Raw genomic sequence first — 16,023 nt, forward strand, 5'->3', positions numbered from 1 at the left:
ATGCGCTTTATAACAAAAAATTAAGCTTGGAGGTCACTTGCATAAGAAAATGTATGCGTGTAACATCCAAACTTAATCTGTTAAAAATATTTCTTATTCCCCCACAGGTTACTTTTCTTCAAATCCACATATTCATTATACGCACGCTCCAAAATTTGTTTTTCATTGGCAAATTTGAGCATGTGATAAGCTTCATGGAACTTATAATAACCGGAGTCCATAAAAAATTCTTCCCGTTGTGGTTTACTGTAATAGCTATCAGACATCATTAAATACCAATGAACATCCTTTAATACTGTATTTTGTGGTGTGCTGAAAGAATACTGACTCTTTCCGATATACTTTATGATAGAAGCATTGGTTCCTGCTTCCTCCAATACTTCGCGTATCGCTGTTTCTTTATATTCTTCGCCTTCTTCTACGGTCCCTTTCGGTAGCACCCACCCTTCATATTTATTCTTATAATTCTTATACAGTAATAAAATCTTTCCTCTGAATATCACTACACCGCCACAGCTCGTTGCTTCTACCATCGCAATTCCTCCTGCTCTTTGGTGTACCCTCTAATTCTAACTAGAAGTATACATCAATATGCATAAGTTTTCAACCCATTATTATTGAAAGTTAACAAAGGGCTAAGAGCTGGTACGAAATTTGTCGTGCAAATAAATGAAATTATAATGGTATACACTGGCAATTAAAGCAGTTTTTATGGTTAGTTCATTTTATCATATGCCTGAAATATTTTCTTTGCAATCGGTACAGCATAATCACTACCGGTACCAACACTTTCTACAATAATACTAACTGCTATCTCCGGATCATCATAGGGTGCAAATCCGATAAACCATGCGTGAGCCGCTTTTCCTTCTGCATGATCGGCTGAACCTGTCTTACCCGCAGCTTTAATATCCAGCCCCTTCAGCTTTGATCCGGTTCCATCCGTAACGACCTTTCGCATCATCTCAGCAATATACTTAGCTTCTCCCGGAGTGATGGGCTTTGTATGAATTCGTGGTGTGTATTTCTTAACAACTCCACCATCAGCATTCTCAATATGATCAATGATATAGGGCTTCATCATAACACCACCATTGGCAATCGTAGAAGCAATCATCGCATTATGAAGAGGGGTTATCAGGGTGTTTCCCTGTCCGATGGCTGTCTGCATCGCTTCCTTTACACTGGATTGGCCCTGACGCAGTGTAAAGCTACTGGGATTACTCGCCATGGTAATGGGAAGATTTTTATTAAATAAGAAATCCTCACACAAAGAAAAGAATTTATCCTTATCTAAATCCTTTCCCATAGAAGCATAGGAGGTATTGCAGGATTTCGCAAAGGAAAGAGGTAAATCCAATTTCCCATGGGATTTATTATTATAACAGTGGATCGCCATTCCCTCATATTCAATTCTTCCGTTACAATCATACTTATATTTTAGGTATAAGGGATTTTCTCGAATGTATTCCAGTGATGTCAGCACCTTAAATGTAGAGCCGGGTGGATATAACCCCTGTGTTGCTCTGTTCATTAATGGTGATTCTGAATTCTTATCCTCTACAAGCTTATCCCAGTTGTCCTTAACCTTATTGGGATTATAGGAAGGCTTGGATACCATTGCAAGAATTTTACCAGTGGATGGCTCCATAATTACAACTGCTCCCCTGTTATTACCAAGTGCATCGTATGCAACCTGCTGAAGCTTTGTATTTAACGTAGTGATTACATTATCTCCCGGGCTTTTTTCACCAATCAAATCCGAATACATGACGTCAAGTGAATTCACATTTGAAGTTAACAAACGAATATTTTCCGATTCTTCTATGCCTGTTTTTCCTTTGTCATATCGACCAACCACATGAGCAAATATATCATCAAATGGATATTCTCTGGTTTCATTTCCATCTTTGTCTAATACGGTTTTTGCCAGAATTTCACCATCCGCCGACAGTATACTTCCACGAAGAATACGTTTTGACAGAACCTCCTGTCGTTTGTTATACGTACTGTTGATTACTTCATTGCTTCTGACGATTAGAAAATAAGCAAAATATCCCATCACCAGTACAAACAAACCCATAAAAATATAGATTATATTAAAAATTGATTGCTTCGGATCTGATTCCTTTTTCACTATTTTCATACAATCTCTCCATTAACCTGATTCGTTTCTCTCTTTACTGTTTTCTCTTTCAAATAGACTCCCTGCATAATCATAAACATGATAATCGTCGATAATACAGAACTACCGCCGGAGCTGATAAGTGGTAATGTCACACCGGTTGATGGAATGAACTTAATAACTCCACCAATGGATAAGATCACCTGAAATCCGAACATTACTGAGAAGCCCAGTGCTATCTGCCGATAGAACATTTCCTCTTGGTGAAGGGCTATATTGATAAACATAACAAAACAGCTTGTAAAGAGTAATATCAAACAGATTGCAAACAAGCCTCCAAGTTCTTCGGATATGGCCGAGAAAATAAAATCGCTATCCACAACCGGAATGTCCGTCGGCAAGCCTCGATTGAGTCCCATTCCAAACCATCCTCCTGTACCAATGGCAAATAAGGATTGTGTAATCTGGTATCCCTCTTTATCAATATATCCAAAGGGATTCTGCCATGCAATAACGCGTACTCTGACATGGTAGAACAAACGATAAGCGATTATCGCTGCTACACTGCCCGCTGCCAGCCCTGAGAACAGATAGATAGGCTTAGAGGTTGCTACATATAACATAAATATATAAGTGATAAAGAAAATCAATGCTCCGCCAAGATCTCTGTGAAGTACCAAAATCAATACATTAGCTGCTGCCATGACAGTAATTACACAGATTCGTTTGAAATCCGTGCCTTCCTGGAACAAAGCAGCGATACTTATCACAAATAAAAGCTTGACAAACTCAGAGGGCTGAAAACTGAAGCCAGCAATATTAAGCCAGTTCGTTGCACCATAACTGGTTCGTCCCATCACTAACACAATTAATAACAGGATAATTCCTACTACCCCGTAAACCCATCCAAATCGCTTAATCCACTGCAGAGATTTTATAGCCTGTGGGACAATTAAGCAGAGTAAAAAGGATATCGCTACAATAATAACCTGTCTTATCGCTTTGTTGATAGACAGACGGGTAAGTACAATAAAGCTGATCGTTAGGAGCATTAGCATATTTCTCAATAATAGCCTTGATATTCTTGGATAAAAGGTCTGGTATAATATAAGGACCATAGCAAACAATAGTAACTCACCACCATATAAAAGAAGCAGTTTGATACTCCACGTTTGCAAAAATAAAGCCATGTACCCAATAAAGTGAAGGAAAAATATGATGGTAGTCATAATATGATAGGCTCTTGTCTGCTTCCTTTTACTCTTATACCGGATTACATTAAAACTAAAAAAGGTGTAAATTCCGATTAATAAGATCATCATATATTTAATTAGTTCCATAATCAAATTCATAGCTATCTCCTAATCGATACCTCTCTTAAAATGTCCGGTAGTGTAATCGGAACGTGCTTCCATGCTCTGTCTTCCATAATAAAATGTATCGGTAAAAGCGCTCAGAACCTGTTTTGCTTCATCCTTGGATTCCTTCGTAAAATCCAATCTGATTCGTGCAGGTCCTAAATTTCTAATCTCCGGCGCATATTGGAGAAGAGATAAAGCCTGTCCGTTATAAATAATATTATAGCATTCTCTGCAATTCGTTTGAACATAAAATTTCTTACCCAGTCGGTCTGTAAGATAGCCCTTATGGTATAGCTCCCTGGAAGAATTGCTCTGTCCCTTTTTTCGCTTCAGGCATCCTTGTGTACTTTCGAAAAGACACTGTGCTGAAATCATAAGCGGTTGATAACCATACACAATCATATCACAGTCCGTAATACCGAGTTTTTTTAACTCCTGTACATTCAATTCTACAGGAGCAGTGAATCTGTGAATCCCTTGTTCTCTCCAGAACACCTTTGCTTCCTTGTTATAGATGTACATATTATAGTTCAGAATGAGTTCTTTTAACGGTCTACTATCAGATAATAACGGTTTTAGTAAGGCTGCCTCTTCAAAATTCTTCACTATAAATCCGTGGATATTCTTATTCTTTCCCAATTCAGCCATATCCATATTAAGAATATTGTATTCCTTTAGTCTGCATATGTGAGGAAGGGAAAGGTATAATTCCTTACCCGCTTTGGCTGCTTTCTCTGCCATATTAAGGAGGTTGTCCATAGTAAACATATCATATTCCACATAAACACAAGAAATCTCCGAATAAGACAGAACGGCTGTAAATTGGTCCTCCGTCTGTATCGTTACACTAATCTGCATTGCATCGGTATCGGGTCCTTTTTCTAAAGTATAAGATTTATTAATTGGTTCCTGAACACTCTGAAGATTTATACTGCTTCTCCGATACTGGATGGCAACCTTCTGTTCAAGCTGATGAATAGCCTCACGGCGTACCTCATTGAGCCATGCTACGGGGACAAAGATATCTCCCTGCGTATCGATCTCAAGCTTATCAAAATAGAATAAGGTATCTCCGGTTTTTTCAATGGAAGCAGCCAGTTTTTCCTTTGATACCGGTTGCTTAACAGCTTGTGACACCACCCCCTGGGTGGCTGTTACTGTACAATTTCCATAGGAAATGCTCAGTCTAAGTTCTTCTCCCTGTCTGGCTGTTAATACACCGGTAATTCCAATTTTGCGCTCTTTTTCCAAGTAGTCCTTTGAAATCTGCTCTAGTAGTTCATTATTCTTCGTTCGATATACGGAATCACCAATTCGAACCGGTATATCTGGCTGAACAGATTTACGTTTGTCCTTCTTATTCTTTTCTTGTGATCGATCCACCAGTCTTCTTCCTACATTGGCTATTAAGATATCTCCCTTTTTGTGTGGATCTTTCACCGTGAATTCATAGATATTCTCTTCATTATGTCTGATTTCCAATATGTCCTGGGCATTAATATCTTCCTGTAGTTTTATCGCAATCTGAATCCCCTTAATTTCTGTCACTTTTCCTGCAAATACACCGCTGTGATTAGGCCGGTACAGGGACATCATGTCCTTCCCGTTATGACTCTTTCCATAGCCCTGGGAAAAGCCTCCCCGGTTATAGATATCCTGTAAAGCAAGCAGATCCCTGCGATAATCATTTTTCTTATTGAACTCAAGATATTTCTCTTTTCCATACTCCAAGTAGTAATCCACATATTTACGGTACATAGCAGAAACTGCTGCCGCATATTCCGGTCGTTTCATTCTGCCTTCGATTTTAAAGGAATCGATTCCCGCTTCCACCAACTCCGGTATTAGCGGGATAGTATTAATATCCTTTGGGCTGAGCAGATACTTTTCCTTATTGGAGGATAATCTACGCTCATCATTGTAAAACTGATAAGGCATTCTGCAGGGCTGGGCACATCTGCCTCGATTACCGCTTCTTCCACCAATCATACTACTCATCAGACATTGACCGGAATAACAATAACACAAGGCACCATGTACAAAGGTTTCAATCTCTAAATCCGTATTTTCACGAATATTCTTTATCTCCTGCAGATTTAATTCTCTAGCAGTAACTAAACGGGTTACTCCATAATCCCTTAACAAATTTGCTCCCTCTGCCATTGTCAGTGTTGTCTGGGTACTGGCATGGATCGGAAGTTCTGGGAAATGTTGATGTATAAAATGCATAACACCAACATCCTGAACAATCACCGCGTCCAATCCCTGCAAGTAATACTTCTCAAGGAATTGATAAAGCTGTTCGATGCGTTCCTGCTCCTTAATCAGCGTATTCACTGTCAGGTATAGGTGTTTTCCTCTGATATGAGCCTCATCAATAGCATGTAACAGGGTCGCCTCATCCAAATTATTGGCATAGGCTCTTGCTCCAAAGCTGCTTCCCCCAATATATACGGCATCACAACCTGCGTTCATAGCCGCCTTCATTCCTTCATAGGAACCGGCCGGTGCCAGAATCTCTATTTTTCTTTTCATAGCAATCTCCATTTGGTAGTATTATGCAAAAGGCTATCCATTATGATGCGATAGCATCCCTTACAATGGACAGCCTATGTTCTCTAATTATCTTATTTATCATTATCTCCAAGTTCTGTTTCCAATCGGACTATATTCTTCTGTGCCTCATGGAGTTCAGATTTCAGCTCATCTACCTCTCGCTCAGCTGCTTCCAGCTTCGTTCGAGCCGATATCAACTCATGCTTAAGATCAAATATTTCTTTGCTCTTTGCATCACTTTCTGTCTCAATTTCTTTCAGCTTATTCGTAGTTTTAAAATAGTCATCTGCTATATTTATTTGCATCAATATATTTTTTAATTCGGAATCCAAGAATTTATAAGCATCCTTATTACGGAATTCTGCATGCTTATTATTGATATAGGAAGCGATTTTCTGTAAATATTCTTCGCTTTCGTATCCACTTAATGTATATCTCTTGTTATTAATGATAACCTCAATATCGTGATACTTATTCATGCCGTTGCCCCCTGTTATTCGTTGGAACCCTTTATATTGCTATTCTCATTGACACAATTAATTATAACTGATGTATATTTTATTGACAAGCAAATTGTACATCCTTTAAAATTCAGTGCTATTACAACACTAATCCATCCTCAATCCCATGTGCTGGTAAGCAAGCTCGGATGCCACTCTTCCTCTCGGTGTTCGTAAGATCAAGCCATTTTGAACCAGATAAGGCTCATATACCTCTTCTATGGTCCCTACATCTTCTCCTATGGTAGTTGCAACTGCTTCAATGCCAACCGGACCACCACCGAACTTCTCTATCATTGTTACAAGAATCTCACGATCAATATGATCCAGTCCCAGCTTGTCCACCTCCAGGAGATCCAAGGCGAACCCTGCAACCTCCTTAGTAATTCTGCCATCATATTTTACCTGAGCAAAATCACGTACTCTTTTTAGCAAACGATTTGCTAACCTGGGTGTACCCCTGGAGCGTCTGGCTAATTCCAAAGCTCCCTCTTCTTCAATCTCCACACGAATTACCTCTGCCGAGCGAAGAATTATGGTTTTCAACTCCTCTATCGTGTAAAAATCCATACGGTTTACCACACCGAAACGGTCTCGAAGAGGTGGTGTCAACATTCCGGCTCTGGTAGTAGCCCCTACTAATGTAAATTTGGGTAGATCCAGACGAATGGACTTAGCACTGGCTCCCTTTCCAATTACAATATCAATCACAAAATCCTCCATGGCAGGGTATAAAAGCTCTTCCACCTGACGATTTAAGCGATGTATCTCATCCACAAAAAGAACATCACCCTCCTGGAGATTATTCAATATTGCAGCCATTTCACCTGGTTTTTCAATAACAGGTCCAGAGGTGATCTTAATATTAACCCCCATTTCATTGGCTATAATACCTGCCAGGGTAGTTTTACCAAGACCAGGTGGGCCAAATAGAAGCACATGATCCAGTGTTTCCTTCCTCTGCTTTGCTGCTTCAATATATATTTTCAGATTTTCCTTAACCTTTACTTGTCCTATATAATCCGATAGCATCTGCGGTCTTAGGGATCCCTCTAGCTTACTATCTTCCTCTGTAAATTCTGTTGTTATTACTCTTTTTGCCATTGTTTGCCTCCAAGTTATGACAGCGATACTTATCCGGCTGTATTATTCCCTTACATTTTCTTTAAGCACTGCTTCAAGATTTCTTCCGATGTCATTTCCTCCGTTATGTCTATCTGGTTCACTATTTTCAACGCATCGGTACCGGAATAACCCAGTACTGTCAGTGCCTGAGCTGCTTCTTCCCGTTTACTTACTATACCGGAGGTATCGTTGCTTTGCATCTGATTCATCATTCGTTGTTCAAAGGCTGTCTCCAGCTTAAACTTATCCTTTAATTCCAGTATTAACTTGCTCGCCGTCTTATTCCCGATACCAGGGGCTTTCGCAATTGTCTTTACATCCTCTGCAAGTACTGCAAATCGTATCTCATCCGCTGAGATAGATGAGAGTATACCGAGAGCACCCTTGGGTCCAATACCATTGACTGTAATCAGTAGCTTGAACATCTCCAGATCATCCTTGGATAAAAACCCAAACAAACCGATGGCATCCTCTCTAACATGAAGATAGGTATATAATTTCATCGTACTTCCCAGAGAGGGGAGATCCATAATGGCATTGGTAGGTAGATAGACCTCATATCCAATATTTCCTACTTCAAGTACGATATAACTTTCTTTAATCTCTGCTAATTCCCCTTTAAGATAACCGATCATGATGACACCTCTACTTATGTATTTTCCGACTTCAAATCTGTTTCTAACCTTATATCTGTTCAGTCCTTCTATCTGCTTTATTCAATAAAATTAACCTCTACCTAATCCTCTAATCGTTCAAAATAACCTCTTGATATATTCAGTCTGCCTTCCTTTAGATAATTTAGCACTTCAAATGCTGTTATCCCCAATGCCTCTGATATTTGCAAAGCGTTACTATTCGGATATTCTTTTAAATAGGCTTCTATGTCATCAAAATGGTCACTATCAATTTGCCTGCATTCCTCGCATGCATAGGCTTTAAATCTGGAGTAGAAAATCTTATGACAGTGTTTACAAAAATTAGTATACAATCTTAAAACCTCCCATCTCAATCATGGCGAATATGATTACATTAATGTAGAGAACAGATTTAGAAACATTTGATAAAGTTTCATCCATAAAGGTCTTTGCTTCCATTCCTCATATGTTACTTCCCGACTCTGTTCCATAGTCTTTAACAGGTCTTCCTTCACAATATTGATGATATTTTTATCGCACATCCATACTCCGCATTCATAGTGAAGGTGAAAACTGCGATAATCCATATTGATTGTTCCTACAATACCGTTATCCTCACTGATGATCGTTTTCGCATGTATAAAGCCCGGGAGATATTCAAAGATTCGAACTCCTCCTGCAAGCAGTCTTCCGTAGTTGTAGTTGGTGAGTATTTTAACATGTTTCTTATCCGGTATGAAAGGAGTGATGATACGTACATCCACTCCGCTTTGCGCCGCAGTAATTAACGCCTCCCTCATATCCTCTTCAATTATAAGATACGGCGTTGTAATGTACAATACCTTCTTGGCATAATATATCATCTGTTTATAGATATTTTCTATGGGATTTCGAGGATTATTGGCAGGCCCGTCAGAAATCACCTGACAGAATACATCATTTTCATCAAACCTCATAGTAGGCCGGAAGGGGGTATAATCCAGCGGCTCATCGTTACCAGCCACCTCCCACATCTGAAGAAAGGTCACAGTTAACCCCCATACTGCATCACCAACGATTTTTATCGCATTATCCTTCCAGGTTCCGTATCTGGATACCAGATTAACATATTCGTCTGCCAAATTCATACCGCCGGTAAAGCCTACATTTCCATCGATTACGATGATCTTCTGATGGGAACGGTAATTCATATAAAGTTTATCTGTATATTTGTGTATCGGATTAAATACACGAATTTCGAAGCCGTCTGCTTCAAGGTTTTTCTTAAAATGTCTTGGTGTACGAAGCATTGCTCCGAAATCATCATACAGGAACATAACCCGCACCCCTTCCTGGAGCTTACGAACAAGCAAAGTGTGGATTTTCTCCCATAGCACCCCTTCTCCGATAATAAAGAAATTAATTAATATAAACTTCTCTGCCTTCTCAATTTCCTCGAATATCGATTTGAATGCATCTTCTCCCATCGGATAATATTCTACTGTATTATTTTTAAACAGGGGAAACGAATTCTTTTCCAGGTATCTGGTCATTCTGCTTTTTGTAGGATACTTCTTTGCAAAGGCTTGTATTACATCGGGGTCAAAGTCCAAAAATTCTACTCCGTGCTTCAGGTCATTTAATATCTTATCATCGATCTTTCTATGTCTCTTATTACCCCACAGAACAAACATAATATGACCCGTAATCGGTAGCGCTGCTATAATGCAGATCCAGGCTATTTTATATGAGGTATTTCGATTGTCGTTCACAAGCGCAATTACAATCACGATACTTAAAATCTGGAGCCCCGTATATAAGTACACCGTGTATTCTCTCAAAGCAATGGACAGGTAAATAACCATACTAAATTGAAGCAATACTAATAAACCGACCAATGCTGCTCTCAGAAAGCCGCTTACATAACCCTTCATCGTTCCTGTCATTTCATCTTTGAGATCCTTGATCTCTTTACTTACTTTTTTAACGCTTTTACTCATTATCTTTTCTCTTAAGTCGCTTAAAGCTGCCTCTCTCTTACCAGCCTTCATGCTGGGAAAGGCTTTCATCAGACGTATATGTGCCTTTTGTGTTTTTATACTTTGATATCTACCGAAAAACTCTCTTAATTTCATCTCGTATTCGGGCTTAAATTCCCGATTATCACCTTTGCTCGATTGACGACTGAATTTGATCGTATGAAGCCATCCATCAAAACTGGTACGAGCCTCCTTAAATAGATTCATTATTTTAATTTCAGAAATCCGATCAATGATTTCCTCTCCCGTTTCATAGGCCTTGGTATTCTCTATGTACTCCGTCATCTCCTGACGCAGAGTTTGTAGTTTAGCAAGGATTCGATCAAATTTCAAAGAGGATATGGATGCCATTATTACATCCCCTATAAATACGGGGATTATGATATACCCAATCAGTTCTCCACCTCTTCTTGGTATTTTCTCAATAATGAAATTCATGCCTGGCTGAAGAACATGAAGCATAAATAATGTGAGCAATCCCCAGAACAAGGACACCAATAAGCATACTCTTCCATTAAGATTAAAACGATAATTACTATAATCCCACCATCTGGTGTGAAAGAGAAGCTCCATCAACCAGGAGGTGATATATTCCAAGACCGTTGCAAGTAATACTCCGACCAAAAAGGACAGTAGAAAATCATCCCTATATTTCCATAGGGTAATATAGATCAGAAGCGCCGCACATCCATATATCGGTATAATTGGACCGCTTAAAAAGCCACGGTTCACAAAGGTCTTCTTTTGCACTGACACAAGGCAGCATTCATAAATCCAACCAAATATACTATATAGGATGAATATATAAAACAAATAATAAAATTCGTATCCGAACATTCTAAAATCCCACATATCGGACTATTCCTCCTCATAAATACAGGTATGATATGAATGAAGTATAACACTTATCCGTTCGCATATACATGCTTCTGGATGCAAGCATCCAAAGCATGTTTTTCTACTAATCTTTGTACCTCTCCGTAAAACAGATTAGGAGCTCGAACGCTTCGCTTATCTCGCTCTCGTTGCACTTATCCGTTCGCATATGCATGCTTCTGGATGCAAGCATCCAAAGCATGTATATGCGAACGGACTAATCTGCTTTACGGACATTTTAACATAAATTGAGGATGAGTGCAGTAAGTAATTTCAGTATAAGGAAATCTATGGTTGACACTTGTACTTTGTATCTACTCTTTTCATGATACCCATCTTATGCTAGAATATCGATAAGTGATATGGATGTAACTTTTCATTAGGAGGGATTCGATGATTACGAGGCAATTTCCGATTACGCAAACAGTAGATTATACATTTGATGGTTATCAACCAGAGGATTTGATCTTCTTTGATATTGAAACCACCGGGTTTGCTGCGGATTCCTCCTATCTCTATTTGATTGGCTGTGCATATTATCAGGACAACTCCTATCATATGATCCAATGGTTTTCTGAGGATATTCGGGAGGAAGCGAACCTGATTAATGCTTTTTTTGAATTTGTTAAACCTTATAAAGTAATTCTTCATTATAATGGTTCCGGATTCGACATTCCTTATCTTCTGCGAAAATGCAACTTATTAGGCTTAGATTATTCATTTCAACAATTGAATAGTATCGATCTATATAAGAAAATATATCCTTACAAGAAACTATTTAAGTTAAAAAGTTTTAAGCAAAAGTCCATCGAAGCATATCTCAATGTACAACGTGAGGATGTTTATGATGGAGGAGATTTGATTCAGATTTATCAGAGCTATCTTGGGAAAAAGCATTATGAAACGCTTAGAAAATCACGGGATCCGAATGCTCCTGTCAGTAATCCCTCCGAAGCGGATATGCTGCTGCATCAGCTATTACTTCATAATGAAGATGATATAAAAGGACTTCTTTCCATCTCCCCTATATTGAATTATGTTGATTTGTTCGAGAAGCCAATTCGGATTCTTCAGGCCGGAATTGATCAGGGAAGCTTATTCATTCAATTTGAAATTAGTGCGAATCTTCCTGTTCGGATCAGCTACGGAAATGATTTGATTCACTTAACGGCATATAAAAATAATGCCTCCTTGTCCGTGCAGGTGTATGAGGGAGAATTGAAGTATTTCTATGAGAACTACAAGGATTATTATTATTTACCGGCGGAGGACCGGGCAATCCATAAAAGCCTTGCACATTTTGTAGATAAGGAACACCGTGTTAAGGCGAAGCCCTCTAATTGTTATACGAAAAAGCAGGGCGTTTTTGCTCCACAGTATGATCTTGGGATATCACCTTATTTTAAGAACGAGTATCAGGATAAGCTGTCCTTTATCGAAATCCATACAGATTTTCTCCTACAGGAAGAAACCCTGGAATTGTATGTAGCTCATCTGCTAGCCCATATTCTATAGTAATCGTATATACAGTACTAATAAATTGCTACTCACTGCAATAGTGCCAAGCATGAATTTTCTTATTAATGAAATAAGGCTTTCCGAGACATCTCGGAAAGCCTTTAATATACTATCATTATTCAGCAGAAATGATTTCCTTCTTATTGTAAGAACCGCAAGCCTTACATACTCTATGAGGAACCATAAGTTCGCCACATTTACTGCATTTAACTAAGTTAGGAGCAGTCATCTTCCAGTTAGCTCTACGGCTATCTCTTCTAGCTTTAGAATGTTTTCCTTTAGGACAAATAGACATTGTCACACCTCCTTAAAATTGTTAAAGATATCTCGGATTACTGACATTCTGGGATCTAATACCGAAGTATCGCAGTCACAGGTTTCCTCATTCAGGTTCACTCCACAATTCTTACAGAGTCCTTTACAATCCTCGCTGCATAACAGCTTCATAGGAAAACCAATTAGTATTTCATCATTAATTAATGTGTCTACATCCAGATTGTATCCAATAATAAAATTCGTTTCATCTAAGCCCTCTGTGCGCTCATCTTCTGAAAGATTAAAATCCACTTCCTTTTCAATGGATAATTCCATCGGGTAAATAAGTTTCTTCAGACAGCGACTACAGAACAAGGTTAGGGAAATATTCGTTGTGCCTTCAATCATCACCACTCGATTGCCAAGATTCGTAATTGTCAGATTAACGGGCTCTTTATGATGAAATTCATAAGAAGTACCCTGATAATCAAACTTCTCCAATTCTATGGGGGCATCGATCCGCACTACTTTATCCTTAGTAGTCATAATTTCTGACAATGATATTAGCATTTTTATCTCTCCGAATATTCATTGCATGATTTAGAATTCATTCTCTCCATATCCAATTACTGGATTTTAGTCAATTACAAACTCTTTTTTACGCGCTTCTTGTATTATACCTACTGTGTTAATGTTTGTCAATGGGAAAATTAATTCCTGGGCAGATATAATAAAACTGTATCTATACTGTCAGAAAACCAAGGCTTAAGGGTATTCTTATAGTAATGCAACGGTTTCTCGAGCGATAGCCAATTCTTCGTTCGTAGGGATGATGCAAACCTTCACCTTAGAATCCGGTGTGGTTAACATTACCTCTTCGCCTCTGGCTTTATTTTTCTCAAGATCAATGGATACGCCTAAATAACCTAAGTAAGCACAAACATCTTCTCTTACCTTATGATCATTCTCACCTACTCCGGCGGTAAATGCGATAGCATCCACTCCGTTCATTGCTGCCACATATCCACCAATGTATTTTGCTACACGATATACAAATACCTCGAAGGCAGAACGCGCTTTCTCATTACCGCTATCCATAGCAGCATTAATATCACGGAAATCACTGGATACTTCGGACATACCCTGAACACCGGACTCCTTGTTAAGAAGGTTCATAATCTGATCAATGGTTTTATTCTCTTTCTTCGCAATGAAGTCAATAATGGAAGGATCGATATCACCACTTCTTGTTCCCATAACCAGACCAGCTAACGGAGTGAAGCCCATGCTGGTATCAACGGATTTACCATTGAGAACAGCAGATATGCTGGCACCATTTCCAAGGTGGCATACAATGATCTTCGAATTGTTAATATCAAGACCACAGAACTCAGCGGCTCTCTTTGATACATAGCTGTGGCTTGTTCCATGGAAGCCATATTTACGAATCTTATAGCTATTATAGTATTCATGAGGCAAACCATATAAGTATGCCTTAGGAGGCATTGTCTGATGGAATGCGGTATCAAATACTGCTACCATCGGAACACCCTTCATTAAGTTCGCACATGCACGAATACCTATTAAATTAGCAGGATTGTGAAGCGGTGCTAAATCATTGCATTCTTCAATTGCCTTAATAACTTCTTCATTAATTAATGTTGATGTTGCAAATTTCTCACCACCGTGTACTACACGATGACCAACTGCACCGATTTCATCCAATGATTTTATCACACCATACTTTTCATTCGTTAAGGCATCCAGAACCATCTGAATGGCATCTTCATGATTTTTCATGGTAGTTTCAATTACCACCTTTTCACCACCATCGGGTGTATGCTTTAAATAACTTACATCCTGTCCAATTCTTTCACAGATACCTACTGCCATTGCTTTTTCATTGTCAGAGTCGATTAACTGATACTTAAGAGATGAACTGCCACAATTAATAACTAATACTTTCATTTCTACTTAATCCTCTCTTTGATATATTTGATAAAATGCTCAAAGCGTAAACTAAGTTTACGCTTTTCCTACAATATAATATTATTTTATGGAAGCTTGTACTGCAGTTATTGCAATAACTCCAACAATGTCATCTGCAGAGCATCCCCTTGATAAATCATTTACTGGTCTGGCAATACCTTGGGTAATAGGTCCATAAGCTTCCGCTTTTGCCAGTCTCTGAGCCAATTTATAACCTATGTTACCTGCATCCAGATCTGGGAATACAAGTACATTTGCTTTTCCTGCGATATCACTGCCAGGCGCTTTAGATGCACCTACGCTGGGAACAATTGCTGCATCCAGCTGGAACTCACCGTCAATCTTAACATTAGGATATAATTCTTTTGCAATTCTTGTTGCTTCCACTACCTTATCTACGTCAGCATGAGCTGCACTTCCTTTGGTTGAATGGGATAACATTGCAACAATAGGCTCTTTTCCTACTAAGGTTTCGAAGCTCTTTGCACTGCTGCCTGCAATAGCAGCTAATTCTTCTGAATTCGGATTTTGAACTAAGCCAGAATCTGAGAAGATAAAGGTTCCATCTGCTCCAAATTCGCAATTTGGAACTACGATAACGAAAAATGCGGATACAAGCTTGGTTCCGGGAGCTGTTTTTAATATCTGTAATGATGGGCGAAGAACATTCGCTGTAGAATTCACCGCACCTGCTACCATACCGTCAGCATCTCCTGCTTTAACCATGGTAACACCAAAGTATAGATAATCCTTCGTAAGAAGTTCTTTCGCCTGCTCCGGTGTCATTCCCTTGCTTTTTCTAACTTCAACCAATAAGTCAATATAAGTCTGTAGCTTGTCCGTCTGGCTGGGATCAATAATTGTTGCAGCGGATAAATCTAATCCGTCAGCTTCTTTAGCAATTGCATCCTTATTCCCTACTAATATAAGATTCGCAATTCCCTCAGCTAATATTTTAGATGCTGCTTCTAACGTTCTTCTGTCACCAGTCTCCGGCAGAACGATCGTTTTCTTGTTATTCTTTGCTCTTTCTTTGATGACATCAATAAAACCCATGATGTTTCT

Annotated in this window: 14 protein-coding genes; 1 reads left to right on the forward strand and 13 read right to left on the reverse strand. The window is 38.9% G+C overall.

The features are described from left to right. Window positions 1-80: 80 nt before the first annotated feature. The 9 genes from H0486_RS12265 to cls form a co-directional block, all read right to left on the reverse strand. The gene (locus H0486_RS12265) at window positions 81-533 is read right to left on the reverse strand and encodes an NUDIX hydrolase (protein WP_228353265.1); all 453 of its coding nucleotides are present in this window, start codon (window positions 531-533) and stop codon (window positions 81-83) included. Between the two features lie 182 nt (window positions 534-715). After that, window positions 716-2,146 (reverse strand): peptidoglycan D,D-transpeptidase FtsI family protein, encoded by a 1,431-nt coding sequence (locus H0486_RS12270; protein WP_228353266.1) that lies wholly within the window; start codon window positions 2,144-2,146, stop codon window positions 716-718. Then, window positions 2,143-3,477, reverse strand: a complete 1,335-nt coding sequence (locus H0486_RS12275) for an FtsW/RodA/SpoVE family cell cycle protein (protein ID WP_228353267.1) — start codon at window positions 3,475-3,477, stop codon at window positions 2,143-2,145. The genes H0486_RS12270 and H0486_RS12275 overlap by 4 nt, the downstream gene beginning before the upstream one ends. Window positions 3,478-3,486: 9 nt before the next feature. Continuing rightward, window positions 3,487-6,021, reverse strand: a complete 2,535-nt coding sequence (locus H0486_RS12280) for a U32 family peptidase (RefSeq protein WP_228353268.1) — start codon at window positions 6,019-6,021, stop codon at window positions 3,487-3,489. A 92-nt stretch (window positions 6,022-6,113) separates the two neighbouring features. Next, on the reverse strand, window positions 6,114-6,521 hold the full coding sequence (gene zapA, locus H0486_RS12285; protein WP_228353269.1) for a cell division protein ZapA: 408 nt from the start codon (window positions 6,519-6,521) through the stop codon (window positions 6,114-6,116). Window positions 6,522-6,650: 129 nt separating this feature from the next. Further along, entirely contained in the window at window positions 6,651-7,646 is a 996-nt protein-coding gene (ruvB, locus tag H0486_RS12290) for a Holliday junction branch migration DNA helicase RuvB (RefSeq protein ID WP_228353270.1), read from the reverse strand. A gap of 50 nt (window positions 7,647-7,696) precedes the next feature. Beyond that, window positions 7,697-8,302, reverse strand: a complete 606-nt coding sequence (ruvA, locus tag H0486_RS12295) for a Holliday junction branch migration protein RuvA (protein ID WP_228353271.1) — start codon at window positions 8,300-8,302, stop codon at window positions 7,697-7,699. Between the two features lie 101 nt (window positions 8,303-8,403). After that, on the reverse strand, window positions 8,404-8,655 hold the full coding sequence (locus H0486_RS12300; RefSeq protein WP_228353272.1) for a hypothetical protein: 252 nt from the start codon (window positions 8,653-8,655) through the stop codon (window positions 8,404-8,406). A 36-nt stretch (window positions 8,656-8,691) separates the two neighbouring features. Continuing rightward, window positions 8,692-11,172 (reverse strand): cardiolipin synthase, encoded by a 2,481-nt coding sequence (cls, locus tag H0486_RS12305; protein WP_228353273.1) that lies wholly within the window; start codon window positions 11,170-11,172, stop codon window positions 8,692-8,694. 417 nt (window positions 11,173-11,589) lie between these two features. Between cls and H0486_RS12310 the strand changes: the two genes are divergently transcribed. Next, window positions 11,590-12,711: a ribonuclease H-like domain-containing protein gene (locus tag H0486_RS12310; protein ID WP_228353274.1), complete on the forward strand. Its 1,122-nt coding sequence runs from the start codon at window positions 11,590-11,592 to the stop codon at window positions 12,709-12,711. A gap of 118 nt (window positions 12,712-12,829) precedes the next feature. Here H0486_RS12310 and rpmF read toward each other — a convergent pair whose 3' ends face one another. The 4 genes from rpmF to pta form a co-directional block, all read right to left on the reverse strand. Then, window positions 12,830-13,009, reverse strand: a complete 180-nt coding sequence (gene rpmF, locus H0486_RS12315; protein WP_228353275.1) for a 50S ribosomal protein L32 — start codon at window positions 13,007-13,009, stop codon at window positions 12,830-12,832. Window positions 13,010-13,011: 2 nt separating this feature from the next. Beyond that, window positions 13,012-13,539: a YceD family protein gene (locus H0486_RS12320; protein WP_228353276.1), complete on the reverse strand. Its 528-nt coding sequence runs from the start codon at window positions 13,537-13,539 to the stop codon at window positions 13,012-13,014. A gap of 207 nt (window positions 13,540-13,746) precedes the next feature. Then, complete coding sequence (locus H0486_RS12325; protein WP_228353277.1) at window positions 13,747-14,937, reverse strand: acetate kinase; 1,191 nt, start codon at window positions 14,935-14,937, stop codon at window positions 13,747-13,749. A gap of 81 nt (window positions 14,938-15,018) precedes the next feature. Continuing rightward, on the reverse strand, window positions 15,019-16,014 hold the full coding sequence (pta, locus tag H0486_RS12330; RefSeq protein WP_228353278.1) for a phosphate acetyltransferase: 996 nt from the start codon (window positions 16,012-16,014) through the stop codon (window positions 15,019-15,021). Window positions 16,015-16,023: the final 9 nt, after the last annotated feature.

Source organism: Variimorphobacter saccharofermentans, from assembly GCF_014174405.1.
In the GTDB taxonomy this organism is placed as follows: Bacteria; Bacillota; Clostridia; order Lachnospirales; family Lachnospiraceae; genus Mobilitalea; species Mobilitalea saccharofermentans.

Excerpts from the sequence above, each read along its gene's own strand:
- cls (WP_228353273.1), bottom strand. The coding sequence starts at position 11,172 with ATGTGGGATTTTAGAATGTTCGGATACGAATTTTATTATTTGTTTTAT.
- H0486_RS12265 (WP_228353265.1), bottom strand. The coding sequence starts at position 533 with ATGGTAGAAGCAACGAGCTGTGGCGGTGTAGTGATATTCAGAGGAAAG.
- H0486_RS12320 (WP_228353276.1), bottom strand. The coding sequence starts at position 13,539 with ATGCTAATATCATTGTCAGAAATTATGACTACTAAGGATAAAGTAGTG.
- ruvA (WP_228353271.1), bottom strand. The coding sequence starts at position 8,302 with ATGATCGGTTATCTTAAAGGGGAATTAGCAGAGATTAAAGAAAGTTAT.
- H0486_RS12325 (WP_228353277.1), bottom strand. The coding sequence starts at position 14,937 with ATGAAAGTATTAGTTATTAATTGTGGCAGTTCATCTCTTAAGTATCAG.
- zapA (WP_228353269.1), bottom strand. The coding sequence starts at position 6,521 with ATGAATAAGTATCACGATATTGAGGTTATCATTAATAACAAGAGATAT.
- ruvB (WP_228353270.1), bottom strand. The coding sequence starts at position 7,646 with ATGGCAAAAAGAGTAATAACAACAGAATTTACAGAGGAAGATAGTAAG.
- pta (WP_228353278.1), bottom strand. The coding sequence starts at position 16,014 with ATGGGTTTTATTGATGTCATCAAAGAAAGAGCAAAGAATAACAAGAAA.
- H0486_RS12310 (WP_228353274.1), top strand. The coding sequence starts at position 11,590 with ATGATTACGAGGCAATTTCCGATTACGCAAACAGTAGATTATACATTT.
- rpmF (WP_228353275.1), bottom strand. The coding sequence starts at position 13,009 with ATGTCTATTTGTCCTAAAGGAAAACATTCTAAAGCTAGAAGAGATAGC.
- H0486_RS12280 (WP_228353268.1), bottom strand. The coding sequence starts at position 6,021 with ATGAAAAGAAAAATAGAGATTCTGGCACCGGCCGGTTCCTATGAAGGA.
- H0486_RS12270 (WP_228353266.1), bottom strand. The coding sequence starts at position 2,146 with ATGAAAATAGTGAAAAAGGAATCAGATCCGAAGCAATCAATTTTTAAT.
- H0486_RS12275 (WP_228353267.1), bottom strand. The coding sequence starts at position 3,477 with ATGAATTTGATTATGGAACTAATTAAATATATGATGATCTTATTAATC.